The following is a 12,023-nucleotide window of genomic DNA, read 5'->3' as shown; positions in this document are numbered from 1 at the left end:
CTCAGCGAGTCAGCCCGACGCAAAGCACTGCCGGCCTGGCTGCACGAGTACAACCATCACCGGCCCCACACCGCGACCGACAACCGCCCACCCATCACCCGCTTGACCAACCTGTCCGGTCAGTACAGCTAGGCGGGCCTGGTCACGCGCGGACTCGTGGGGGCTCGCTCCGCTGGCTCGGGAGCAACATCCTCTTCGACCTTACGGACCTTGGGCGGCTGGTCCTGCAGGTCTCGCGTCGGGTAAATGCACGCTGGCTGCCTACTTCCAGATTCGCTTCAGGTACTCGCCAAACTCCGCGTCTACGGCTTCTGCTCCTTGGCCGTCATCGAGTCGCAGGTACTTGATCCGGGTGAGTGTTCTGGGCACGTCTGCCAGTTCAACTTGCGGATCGACGACCGCGAGCAACTGAACCCTGTCCTCCGATGCGTAGTCGCTGATGAATGACTTCATCTCAAAACGGCACCAGTTAGACTTGAGAAAGCCTGGACTGATCCAAAGGATAACTGCCGCCGATGATGCGATCCCTTGCTCGATGGCTTCCGCGAGGTTCTGACCGTAATCAATGTCGAAGACGTCCAGCCAAGTTGGAAGGTCCCGAGCGGCAAGTCGATCCCTCAACTTGAGCACTTCCGGCTTTCGGTCGGACTGATGACTCAAGAAGACGCGAGGACGGTGGCCAAACGGGCCCAAATCAATGCCCTTGGCCGCAAGTTGCGCCTTTGAGGCGAAGCGCTCACTCGTTAATGCTAGCTGTAGCGATCGAGCGTCGGTCAGTCCGAAACCATTGAAGCGACGCTGCGCAAATGCTGAGGAGAAGTCGGTGATCGTAAGATCGGACCTTTGCCGAGCTCCTGCAGCCGTCAGGGCCCTCTCGACCTTCTGCATGTCGCGTTCGGTATCCGCATGGTCAGGATCGAAGCCAACGGCGATGTACAACTCCAAGCAGTATGGATTATTGTTGACGTAGATCATCGCGGTCGTCCATGAGTCCCGCGAGACCTTGTCCATTAGCGGCGCGAGGTGGAAGGAGAGTCTCTCTGGCTCTCCATAGTCGGCTTCCCAGATTTGCTCCAAGCGCGATTGTGGCATCGGCTAGGGTGCTCCTGTCTAGCGGTCAAACTTAATGCGTTCGCCGGGGGTTCACTCATCCTCTCAGCACATCGGCCGTTTGGACGTGTATTGCTGCGTGAGCGTGTCGCCACATGGGCGGTCCAGCATCGGTCCTCGACGTTGATGCCGGTGGCGAGCGCGGCTGTAGCGTCGGTGGAGCGCGCTCCACCTTCGGCATCACGCGCGCCCGCCAAGCGTCCGCTGGGGCGACCGCAACAGGGCGACCTGCACTCGAGCGCGACACCAAGTACGTCCGCCGAGTGCGAGAGCTGCGCTCCAAGGCGCGCGCCCACCTTTAAGGCCGCGGACTACGAGAAGGCCTTGACGAAGGACCTGGGCTACGACCGCGGTGCCCAATCGATTGAGAACCTCCTAGAGGAAGGCGTGACATCCCTGCGTGACCTGATCGCCTGGGTCGGCCCAACCGACGATGCAGAGCCGGGTTGAGGAGCCGGTGGTCGCGCCTGAGCCGGCGCCTGAGGCCAAGCCGGAGACACGAGAACTGAGGTCGCGGCGCCCTGATCGGCCGCAACCATGCGGAGGCGGCTCCCGGCAGTGGCAGTTCTGGTTGCAGTTGAGGTGAATCCGTGGCCGTCTACCTGCGTCCGCTGCTGTGTCGGAAGAGCCTCAGCCTACTGCTCAGGCGCCCGCCGTGGCCTTCGGCGGACGTCCGCGAACGCGATCATGACGGCCTGGCAGTGTGGGGGTCAGGGGTTCGAGTCCCCTCAGCTCCACCCCGATGACCAGGCCGTTCCCCTTCAGGGGAACGGCCTGAGTCGTCTCTGGTGGCAGTTGGCCCACCCTCGCCCGGCGGCAGGAGGGGCACTCCTCCGGTCGGCGGCTCGCGGGCCAAGGGGGCATGACTGGCTCTCGATGTCCGTCCGTGGCGCCTTGCGATCTCGGTGTCCCGCAGTGCCGGCGCGGAGCCCAGGCCGGGTCGCGCAGGGCTACCAGGCGCTGTCGGCGTCGGAATCGGCGTGGCGAGACGTCCGTTCAGTCCCTTCGACGCGGTGACGGGCACGGGATGGACGAAACCGCGTACGCTCTCCCGGACGGCGGGCTCAGCAGCCGGCGTCGATGTTGCGTCACACAGCGGCGTAGCGCGCTTGCGGAGCCCATCGTGGGGTTCGTCGCCGAGGTCCCGCCCGGTATGGAACAGACCGGAGGCCCGCGGTGGCCCGCAGCGAGGAACAACGATCCATCGAAGCCGCCGAGGCGCTCCGGCACCTGGGCCAGCGGTCCCTGCGGGAACTCTCCATGGAGAGCCTGCTGCAGTCGATGGCCGACCTCGCCAAGCGGGTCATGCCCGGTGACCCCGAGGCATCGGTCACGCTGCTGATCGAGGACGAGCCGCGCACCGTCGTCACCACCGGGTCACTGGCCCTCGGGCTCGACGAGGTCCAGTACCACCGCGGGGACGGGCCGTGCCTGCACACCGCCCGCAACGGCGTCCTGGTGGAGATGGGCGACACCCGTGTGGACAGCCGGTGGCCGGACTACGGGCGGTACGTCGCCGACACGGGCGTCCTCAGCGTGCTTGCCGTTCCCCTCGTCATCTCCGGGGAGGAGCAGGTCGCGGGATCGCTGAACGTCTACGCCCGGAGGTCGGAGGCCTTCGACGAGGCCAGCCGGGCGGTGGCCACCGGGTTCGCCCCCTACGCCGCGGTCGCCGCCGGCACCGTCCAGGCGTACCGCCGCGCCCGGGAGACGGCCGACAACCTGCAACGGGCACTGGAGTCCCGAGCCATCATCGAGCAGGCCAAGGGCATCCTGATCGAGCGCCACAAGCTGACCCCCGGCCAGGCATTCGAAGCCCTGGCCACCGTCTCGATGAACAAGAACATCAAGGTGCGCGACATCGCCGAGCACCTGGTCCTCACCGGCGAACTACCGCTCGTCCGGACCGGATCCTCGCTCTCCGCCGACCAGGCCATCCAGCAGCGGGGCCGCTAGCATCACTTCCCGCCCGTGTGCAGCCGCGGCGGTCACCCGGGTGACGTGCCGCGGTGAGGCCCCGTCACTCCAAGACCGCGGGTGGCGGGGCCGCCCACGCGATCGGGGACGGAGCATCCCGCCGCCTCGCCGCGCACCCGATCCGTCAGGCCGCCCGGGGGCCGACCAGTCGTCGGCGAGGCGGGCAGTGCGCGATCCGGCCCTCCGGTCGACGCCCACCCGCCGTGCGGAGCAGCAGGGGTCCGGTTGGCGGCGGTCAGCCGGGTTCTGCGGGGTTCGACCGGTGCCTGTCGAGCAGCTCCTCGACGAGGCCGGTCCGCGGGGGTCTGCTGGAGGCGTCCGGCATGGCCGTTCCGAGGGGCACCCGGGCGGTCCGGTAGAGCTCGTCGAGTCGCTCGTTGACGGCGACGGCGAGCATGTCCTGCTCCAGCGCGTTCAGGGGGAGGACGCCCTGGAGGTAGCCGTCGACGTCGAACTCGTCGTGGTTGCCGCCGAGGGCCAGGTAGCGCAGCCAGAGCTCCTGGACGGTCAGCTCTCCCCGCACCCGTGCCGTCTCGCAGAGCCGGTGCCGGTCGTCGGTGTCCATGGCGATGGAACCGCCCCTCGTCAGGCCTGACGGCGGTCGGCGTCCCGGGGAGCCACCGCGGTCAGGAGCTCGCGCGCGACCTCCTCGACGGAACGGCCCGACCGGCGGGCGGTGTCGGCGAGCAGGGTGAAGGCGGCATGCCCGTCGGCCGCTCCCTGTGCCATGAGGATGCCCGTTGCCCGGCTGATCGCGTCCCGGCTGCCCAGGGCATCGGTCAGCTGGCGACTGAGCCCGCGGGCGTGCTGCAGGCTCTGGGTGTTTGCGAGGAGGATCGCTGCCTGCTGGGCGAACAGGCTCATCACCCGCTCGGCGTGCGCGTCGTAGTTGTCCGGGCGGTCGGAGTAGACCTTGATGGCGCCGATGGCTTCGTCGGCGACCACGAGGGCGGTACTCAGCACCGAGCGCACCCCCCGGGCACCGGCCGCGGCGTTCCACGCCGCCCAGCGCGTGTCGGTGGCGGTGTCGTCGATGCGGACCAGCTGCCGCGATCGCCACGCGGTCAGGCACGGTCCCTCGTCGAGTGCGTACTGGAGGCCGTCGGCCTCTTCCACGGCCTGGTTGGAGGACGCTCGCGAGCGCTTGCCGTGCTCGTCGGCGAGGGTGACGCCGGCGCCGATGCTCCCGGCGACGGTGACCTCGGCCAGCGTGGTGACCAGTCGCAGGGCGCTGTCGACCGTCTCCCGGGACAGGACGAGCCCGGCCATCTGCCTCAGGGCGGGGGAGAGCTCCGCGGGCTCCTCCTGCAGGCGGTCAGCGGGTCGGGCGGCAGGGTCGGTCATGGCGTTCCCCTCAGAGGTGGGATCGGGGTCCGTGGGGAATGGCGGCCTCCGGTCGGCCGCGTCACCGGGGCCGATCCGCGACGCCGGCCACGATCGCGGCGGCGATCTCCCGGAGCTTCCGGTTGGCGCGTTGGGAGGCCATGGCGAGGATGTCGAAGGCCTCGGCCGCGTCGCAGCGCCGCTGGGCCATCAGGACGCCTTTGGCCTGCTCGATGACGGCCCGGTGCTGCATCGCGATCTCGAGGTTCTCGGCCCGCTGGCGGGTGGTCTCGTAGAGATGCATGTTGCCCACGGCCACGGCGGCGTAGGACGCGAACTCGCGGGCGACGACTGCGGCCTCGGAGCCGAAGGCGTGTGCGCCGACCGCGTAGAGGTTCAGGGCGGCATGGACGGTCTGGTGAACCGGGACCGGGACGGACAGGGAGCTCAGCGAACCGTGCTCGACGCAGGCCCGGGCATAGTCCGGCCAGCGGGTCTCGGTGCGGGCGTCGGGGATCTCCCGCAGCTCTTCCCCCACCGCGGCCTCCAGGCAGGGGCCGTAGCCGCGGCCGTACTGGGTCTCGTCCAGCTGCAGGGCCAGCGCACCGGTGTAGGCGGCCGTGGTGGCCTTGTCGTTGACGACCACGCTGACGGAGGACTCCGCGACGCCGGGGATGACCTGCTTGGCCAGCACGGCGACGCGCCGCAGGACCGACTCCATCGATTCCTGGCCGAGAGCGACCCGGGCGAGTTCGGCAAACGCCTGTTGCGCGTCGGTGGCGGGTGCGGCGGACGATAGATCGGTGCTCACGGCTGTCCGGCCTGTCTACTCGGCCGAGGGCGAGACGGGATTCTCGTCGACGACGGAGATGGCGCTGGGCACATCTCCCGTGGTCGCGAGGCCGCTTCCTGACGCCGCGATCGCCGCTCGTCGCGGCGTGGGGCCAACCGTACGCCGCGGAGGTGCATCGACGTGTGCTCGGGAACGCGCCCCGCACCCTCGTGCCGGTGAAGTCTTCTGGGGCGGCCGCTGATCCGGAACCGCGGCCGCGCAAGCCGGTGTGCATTCCGATCACCCAGCGGTCGTGCCAGAGTGCGGGGGTGGGCCACACGAGTCCTGGCGCGCCCGGGCCTTCCGGTGACGAGCGTCAGCGGACTGACGCGGACCCCGTACCCGCCGACGGTCGGGGGCGGCCGTCGACGCACGCCACCGGTGACGCGGTCGGTCACGACCTGTCCCAGCGGCTGTCCGACCTCGCGCGGCAGATGCAGCACCAGAGCGACCCCCCGGCGGTCATGGAGCTCATCGTCTCGGCGGTCGCGGGCACGATCCCGGGAGCCGAGGAGGCCACTGTCAGTTTGGTGCAGGGACGCCGGCGGGTGATCTCGGCCGCAGCCACCGGCGAGCGGGCGCGGCGGTTCGACGACCTGCAGCGGGAGATCGGTCAGGGCCCCTGCCTGGACGCGGTGTACCAGCAGGTCACCGTGCGCGTCGACGACCTGGCCGGCGACCCGCGCTGGCCGGAGCTGGCCCGTCGGGCCACCGCGGAGCTCGACGTGGCCAGCATCCTGTGCATCCAGCTGTTCGTGCACGGGAGCGACCTCGGCGCCCTGAACCTGATGTCCCGCCGGACTGGGGCGTTCACCGACGAGTCGGAGCGGATCGGTCTGCTGTACGCCAGCCACGCCGCGATCGCGGTCGCCAACGCCCAGGACCTGCACCACATCACCGCCGCTCTGGCCAGCCGCGACATCATCGGCCAGGCCAAAGGGATCCTGATGGAGCGCTACAAGATGACAGGGGACATGGCGTTCGCCCTGCTGGTCAGGACGAGCCAGGAGACCAACAGCAAGCTCACGGAGGTCGCCGAGCTGCTCACGGAGACCGGCAGCCTGGGGCGTTGACCCCGCAGCGCTGCCGGATGTGAGGGAGCGCCACCGTGCTGCCGTGCCGGCCGGACCGGGAAAGAGCTATTCAGGACGCCAGATCGCGGTCCTCGGCCGTGCGCCTCTGCGACGACGAGGCGGAGATCGTTCCCCCGCCGCCGGCCTGGTGAGCGGCCACGGTGGCGGGGGGTGGCGGCGGTCGGCCGATCATCGCAGGGGCCGGTTCAGCTCAATCCAGCCGGACCGGGACGAGGCTCGGACTTCCCGCGTCCCACAGGGCCTCGTTCAAGGCCTGGGACAGCGCGTTGTGCTCGTTGTCCGGCCAGAGGGTGGTGCCGGCGAGGTAGTCGGCCATGTCGGTGCGGGAACGGTTTCCGCCGCACTCGACATAGGCCCACCACAGCGAGTCCGGCCCCAGGCCTCCGAGCCGATGCGCGACGACGGTCAGGGGGCAGGCGAAGGCGGTGCCGGTCATGAGAGTCCTTTCGTGAAGGACGATGGATTGCGGGACGCAACCGGGGCTCCGGCGACGCGTGGAGTGAGAGGGGGCGTCCCGTGCCCTGGGGCGGTGGGGTCGTGACCGTCGCCGCTGAACGGGCCGGCGACGGCGGGGTGGCGGGACGGCGACCTCGCTGAGGGAGTGGCCGCCTCGGGTCAGGGACGACCGGGGTCGTCGCCCGGCGAGGTGCCGAGGAGCTCGCCGGTGTGCACGAGGTGGTCGGCGATGTCGCGGACTTTTCGGTTGCTGTGCATCGATGCGCGCGCCAGGAGCTGGAAGGCCTGGTCGGGCGTCAGCTTGTGCCGCTCCACGAGCACGCCCTTGGCCTGGTCGATGACCGCGCGGGACTGCAGCGCGAGCTGCAGGTTCTCGGCCGTGTCGCGGGCGCTCTGGTAGGCGTGCAGGTTGCCGGCCGCGACCGCGGCGTACGGGCCGAACCGGGTGGCGGCCGATCGGCTGTCCTCGTCGAAGGCGTGGGTGCGGCGGGCGTAGATGTTCAGCGCCCCGGTCACCTCTGCGTCCCCGTCGATGAGCAGGGGGACGGCCAGGGAGCTCAGGTTGCCGTGCTCGGCGGCGCGGCGGGTGTAGTCCGGCCACCGGGTGTCGGCGCGGGTGTCGGTGATCTCGATCAGCTCACCGGTCCGTGCCGCGTGCAGGCAGGGGCCGTGGCCGCCCTCGTACTGCGTCTCGTCGAGGGCCACGGCGAGCTGCCCGGTGGACACCACCGTGGTGGGTCGCCCCTTGACCAGCAGCGTCACCGAGGTGTCGGGGTTGCCGGGCATGACCTCCGTGGTGAGGTCGGCCACCCTCTGCAGCAGGGTCTGCATCGACAGGTCGCGCAGGGAGAGTCGCCCGAGCTGCTCGAGCGCCTCGGCAGCCGTCGCGGGGTGAGCGTTGTGCGTGCCGTCCACGGCAGGGCCTCCGGTGGTGAAACCGGGGGCGAGGTGGCCTCGGCAGCAGGCCCCGGTCGAGGGGCCCGCATCGCGGATACGCCGATGTTGGACGCAGTGTCGACGCACGTGCACATCGCCGCTGAACTCGACGGTACGCGCGTTTGGCGCACCTGGACAGGGACTGGCGGGGGCGCGGAAGCCGGAGCGGGCGGGCGCGAGAACTGTGACGAGCCGGTGTGCGACCGCTCAGCCCGAGCCGGCCGGCGCATCCACGAGAGTGGCGAGGGTGGCCCGCGCGCCACATGCACGAAGGACCGCCAGGGCCCGTCGGTAGGGCTCGACGAAGCGCTCGTCGTCCACCAGGTCGCCGAAGATGCTGCGGTCGGCGATGAAGGCCAGTGGGTCCTCGTCGAGCCGGCCGGCGTTGGCGCGGACGCGGTCGGCCTGCCGGTCGACGAGGGTGATCGGGCGCGCCCGGTCATCCCGGCCCTCGGCGAACCGGGCCCAGCTGGCGACGACGGCTGCGGCCCGGTGCACCTCTCCGCCGGTAGCGAGGTTGTCGCGGATCACCGGCAGTACGTACTTGGGGATCAACGCCGAGGTCTGGCTGCACAGCCGGGTCACCGTGTCCGCGACGGCGGCGCTGGTGAAGCGGGCCAGGAGGATCCGCTTGTAGTGCTCGAGGTCCACGCCGGGAACGGCAGGGAGGGTGGGGCTGACCTCCCGGTCCATGTAGTCCTGCAAGAACCGGGACCACAGCGGATCCCGGCAGGCGTCGTGGACGAAGCGGTATCCGGCCAGGTGTGCGAAGTAGGCCAGCGCCTGGTGGCTGCCGTTGAGCAATCGCAGCTTCATGAGCTCGTAGGGCGTGACGTCCTCGACCAGCTGGACCCCGGCGTCCTCCCACGCCGGGCGGCCGGTGGGAAACCTGTCCTCGATCACCCACTGGGCGAAGGGCTCGCACACCACCGGCCACGCATCCGCCACGCCCAGCCGATCGCGCACCCACGCGACGTCGTCGGGTGTGGTCAGGGGCGTGATCCGGTCGACCATGCTGTTGGGGAAGGACACCTCTCGCCGCACCCAGGCGCCCAGCTCCGGGTCCCTCAGGGTGGCGAAGGCGGTGAACGCCCGTCGGGCGACGTCGCCGTTGTTCTGCAGGTTGTCGCACGAGAGGACGGTGAACGGCGCGAGCCCGCGGGATCGGCGGCGAGCCAGGGCCTCGGTGACCAGGCCGAAGGTGGTGCTGAGGACCGCGTCGGGGCGCAGGTCGGCCCGGACCTCCGGGGTGCTGTCGTCGAAGGCACCGGACACCGGGTCGGAGTTGTAGCCGCGTTCCGTGATCGTCAGGGAGACGATCCGGGTCTCGGGGTCCGCGATCCTCTCGACCACGGCCTCGGGGTCGTCGGGCGCCAGCAGGTGCTCGACGAGGGAACCGACCACCCGTGGTTCCAGGGATCCGTCGGGGTGCTTCACCACGAGGGTGTAGAGCCCGTCCTGTGCGCTCAGGACCTCGTGCATGCGCCGATCCGAGGGTAGGACGCCGACTCCGCAGATCCCCCAGTCGAGGCCCGTGCCGGCGTTCATCAGCCGGTCCGCGTACATGGCCTGGTGCGCGCGGTGGAACCCGCCGACGCCGATGTGCACGATGCCGGTGCGCACCCGGCGACGGTCGTAGGACGGAATCGCGACCGCCGGCGCCAGCGACCCGAGCGTGCCCGGGCCGAGGGGGAGCGTCGACGTGCGGTCAGGGCCGTGGAACACGCCCCTACCCTAACGTCAGGTAAGAGTGTCGCGCTCCTTCGTCGAGCTGTCGACGGGCGGGGGCGCCGGCTCGGTCGGGAGCCGTCAGGCCGCCGCTTCCCTCGCCGCCTTGTCCGCGGGCAGGAAGACGGTCCTGGGGTCGCGTTCGACGACGTCGCCGAGCACCTCGTCGACGCGGGTCATGACGTCGGCCTCGAGCCGGACCCCGGCCGCCTTGACGTTGTCGTGGACCTGCTCGGGACGGCTGGCGCCGATGATCGCCGCGGCGACGTTCGGGTTCTGCAGCACCCAGGCCAGCGCGAGCTGCGCCATCGTCAGGCCAAGATCATCGGCGATGGGACGCAGCCGCTGCACGCGGACCAGGACGTCGTCGGCGAGGAACCCCGCCACCTGGAAGCCGACTCCGGTGTGGCTGGCCCGGCTGCCCTCCGGCGGCTGCTCCCCGGGCCGGTACTTGCCGGTGAGCACTCCCTGGGCCAGCGGCGACCAGACGATCTGGGACAGCCCCTCCTGCTCGCAGGTGGGAACGACCTGGGCCTCGATGACCCGCCAGAGCATCGAGTACTGCGGCTGGTTGCTGATCAGCTGCACTCCCAGCTCCCGGGCCAGGGAGGCTGCGGCGGCGATCTGGTCGGCCTGCCACTCCGAGACGCCGAGGTAGAGCACCTTGCCGGCCCGCACGAGGTCCGCGAAGGCGGTCATCGTCTCCTCCAGCGGCACCGTGGGGTCGTAGCGGTGCGCTTGGTAGAGGTCGATGTAGTCGGTCCCGAGCCGCCGGAGCGACGCGTGGCAGCTCTCGGTGACGTGCTTGCGGGACAGCCCGCGGTCGTTGGGGCCGGGCCCCGTCGGCCAGTAGACCTTGGTCGCGATCTCCAGACCCTCACGGCGCTGACCGGCGAGTGCGCGGCCGAGCACGGATTCGGCGGCCGTGCCGGCATACACGTCGGCGGTGTCGAACGTGGTGATCCCGACGTCGAGCGCCGCCTGCACGCAGGCGACGGCGGCGTCCTCCTCCACCTGGCTGCCGTGCGTCAGCCAGTTGCCGAAGGCGATCTGCGAGACGTTCAGGCCCGACCGGCCCAGTCGACGGAACTCCACGCCGTCCGACCGTAGTCGCAGCCACGCCGCCCGGCCCGTGGAGCGCCGGGTGGGAGCAGGGAGCGGAGGCACTTGCGCGATCGACCTCTCCCCGCCATCGTGCGGCCAACGAGAGCGGAGAAGAGGTGGTCGATGGCGACCGCGGCCGACGAGGCGACTGACGGCCTCGGTCCCTCAGCAGCGGGGGAGTCGTGCCTGGCATCCGGGTGCCCGGCGTGGCGTCGCCGACGGCTGTCGATCTGCCTGTACTCCCCGTCGGTCGACCCCTCCGGGATGGGCTCCCACATGCTCGACCTGGCTGCGGAGTTCCGGTCGGAGGCCGACGTCTCGGTGCTCTGCTGGGGGACGGCGAGCGGGCGCCGGGTCCTCGACCGTGCCGAGGCGCTGGGGGTCGTCACCCGCGCTCTTCCTCCTCCGCGAGACCCCGAGTTCGGTCAGGCCGTCGTCGACTTCCTCAGCGCCCACCCGGCGGACGTGTTCCACATCCACGTGGGCAGCGGGCGGGAGAACTTCGACGGCGCCCGGGCGGCGCGCCGGGCCGGCGTGCCGGCCGTGGTGCAGACCCAGCACCAGCCGTGGCTGTTGAACCCGCGGAAGCGGGCGCCGTTCTTCCGGGCCATCACCGCGGTGGACCGGCTCATCGCGGTCTCCGAGGGGGTGCGGCTCACGCACGAGCGCATCGGGGTGCCCGCCGACCGGTTGGTGACCGTCCCGAACGGGATCGTCCCCCGAGGACCGGCTCCCGGCCGGGCGGCCGCGCGGCGAGCACTGGGCCTGCGCCCCGACCACATGGTCGTCATGAACGTGGGCCGGCTCCTCGTGCAGAAGGGGCAGCGCCACCTGGTGGCGGCGATCCCTGCCCTCGCGGCACGCTTCCCGTGCCTGGCGGTGGTCATCGTCGGCGGCGGCTACCTGGCCGACGACCTGGCCCGCCAGGCGGCCGAGCTCGGCGTGGCCGACTTCCTCCACCTACCCGGATACCGCACGGACGCCCGGATGCTGCTGGACGCCGCCGACGTCTTCGTCCTGCCGTCCCGCCAGGAGGGGATGCCGCTGGCGGCACTGGAGGCGATGGACGCCGCGCTCCCCGTGGTCGCCACCGACGTCATCGGAACGGCGGAGGTCGTGGTCTCCGGGGTGACCGGGACCCTCGTGCCGCCCGAGGACCCGCCCGCCCTCGCCGAGGCGATCGCCGAACTGCTCGCCGACCCGGCCCTGCGGCAGCAGTACGCGCAGGCCGGCCACCGCCGGTACGTGGAACTGTTCACCGCGCGGCGGATGGCGCAGGACACCCTGCGCGTCTACGAGGACGTCCTGACGTCGCCCCGACCACCGATCGGGAGCGCCTGCCGTGGTGCCGAGTCGTCTGCCGAGCCGTTCGCCCGGTCGCTCGCTGTCCGCGATGCGGGGAACCCGCCGTCCTCACGCCCGAGGAGCGCAGCGACTGCCGAGGGGCCGTGAAGGACCGTTCG

At 70.8% G+C, this 12,023-nt stretch carries 12 protein-coding genes; 4 read left to right on the top strand and 8 right to left on the bottom strand.

Features of this window, described 5'->3' with window-relative positions; genetic code table 11:
- A partial coding sequence (locus tag ACI79P_RS20325) for an integrase core domain-containing protein (protein WP_456582876.1) occupies window positions 1-132 on the top strand: 132 nt, incomplete at its 5' end.
- 129 nt (window positions 133-261) lie between these two features.
- On the opposite strand, the gene ACI79P_RS20320 is transcribed toward ACI79P_RS20325, so the two are convergent.
- Window positions 262-975 carry a toll/interleukin-1 receptor domain-containing protein gene (locus tag ACI79P_RS20320; protein WP_456582875.1) on the bottom strand — a complete coding sequence of 238 codons (714 nt, stop codon included), beginning with the start codon at window positions 973-975 and terminating at the stop codon, window positions 262-264.
- Window positions 976-2,286: 1,311 nt separating this feature from the next.
- On the opposite strand from ACI79P_RS20320, the gene ACI79P_RS20315 reads away from it, so the two are divergent.
- Window positions 2,287-3,066: an ANTAR domain-containing protein gene (locus ACI79P_RS20315; RefSeq protein WP_456582874.1), complete on the top strand. Its 780-nt coding sequence runs from the start codon at window positions 2,287-2,289 to the stop codon at window positions 3,064-3,066.
- Window positions 3,067-3,322: 256 nt separating this feature from the next.
- On the opposite strand, the gene ACI79P_RS20310 is transcribed toward ACI79P_RS20315, so the two are convergent.
- The 3 genes from ACI79P_RS20310 to ACI79P_RS20300 all read right to left on the bottom strand — a co-directional run bounded on the left by ACI79P_RS20310 (window position 3,323) and on the right by ACI79P_RS20300 (window position 5,131).
- Window positions 3,323-3,652, bottom strand: a complete 330-nt coding sequence (locus tag ACI79P_RS20310) for a hypothetical protein (RefSeq protein WP_456582873.1) — start codon at window positions 3,650-3,652, stop codon at window positions 3,323-3,325.
- Between the two features lie 20 nt (window positions 3,653-3,672).
- Complete coding sequence (locus ACI79P_RS20305; protein ID WP_456582872.1) at window positions 3,673-4,431, bottom strand: GAF and ANTAR domain-containing protein; 759 nt, start codon at window positions 4,429-4,431, stop codon at window positions 3,673-3,675.
- Between the two features lie 61 nt (window positions 4,432-4,492).
- A complete protein-coding gene (locus ACI79P_RS20300) occupies window positions 4,493-5,131 on the bottom strand; it encodes a GAF and ANTAR domain-containing protein (protein ID WP_456582871.1) in 639 nt (212 codons plus the stop codon).
- A gap of 545 nt (window positions 5,132-5,676) precedes the next feature.
- On the opposite strand from ACI79P_RS20300, the gene ACI79P_RS20295 reads away from it, so the two are divergent.
- Window positions 5,677-6,315 carry a GAF and ANTAR domain-containing protein gene (locus tag ACI79P_RS20295; protein WP_456582870.1) on the top strand — a complete coding sequence of 213 codons (639 nt, stop codon included), beginning with the start codon at window positions 5,677-5,679 and terminating at the stop codon, window positions 6,313-6,315.
- 211 nt (window positions 6,316-6,526) lie between these two features.
- Here ACI79P_RS20295 and ACI79P_RS20290 read toward each other — a convergent pair whose 3' ends face one another.
- From ACI79P_RS20290 to ACI79P_RS20275, 4 genes are all read right to left on the bottom strand, one after another.
- Window positions 6,527-6,772 carry a hypothetical protein gene (locus tag ACI79P_RS20290; RefSeq protein WP_456582869.1) on the bottom strand — a complete coding sequence of 82 codons (246 nt, stop codon included), beginning with the start codon at window positions 6,770-6,772 and terminating at the stop codon, window positions 6,527-6,529.
- A gap of 179 nt (window positions 6,773-6,951) precedes the next feature.
- Window positions 6,952-7,707, bottom strand: a complete 756-nt coding sequence (locus tag ACI79P_RS20285; RefSeq protein ID WP_456582868.1) for an ANTAR domain-containing protein — start codon at window positions 7,705-7,707, stop codon at window positions 6,952-6,954.
- Window positions 7,708-7,935: 228 nt separating this feature from the next.
- A complete protein-coding gene (locus ACI79P_RS20280) occupies window positions 7,936-9,453 on the bottom strand; it encodes a mannitol dehydrogenase family protein (RefSeq protein ID WP_456582867.1) in 1,518 nt (505 codons plus the stop codon).
- 84 nt (window positions 9,454-9,537) lie between these two features.
- Window positions 9,538-10,551, bottom strand: a complete 1,014-nt coding sequence (locus ACI79P_RS20275) for an aldo/keto reductase family protein (protein ID WP_456582866.1) — start codon at window positions 10,549-10,551, stop codon at window positions 9,538-9,540.
- Window positions 10,552-10,683: 132 nt separating this feature from the next.
- Between ACI79P_RS20275 and ACI79P_RS20270 the strand changes: the two genes are divergently transcribed.
- Window positions 10,684-12,012: a glycosyltransferase family 4 protein gene (locus tag ACI79P_RS20270; RefSeq protein WP_456582865.1), complete on the top strand. Its 1,329-nt coding sequence runs from the start codon at window positions 10,684-10,686 to the stop codon at window positions 12,010-12,012.
- Window positions 12,013-12,023: the final 11 nt, after the last annotated feature.

Source organism: Blastococcus sp. SYSU DS0510, from assembly GCF_054050835.1.
The sequence above is the reverse complement of the archived record's forward strand: the minus strand, read 5'-3'. Positions and strand labels throughout refer to the sequence as shown.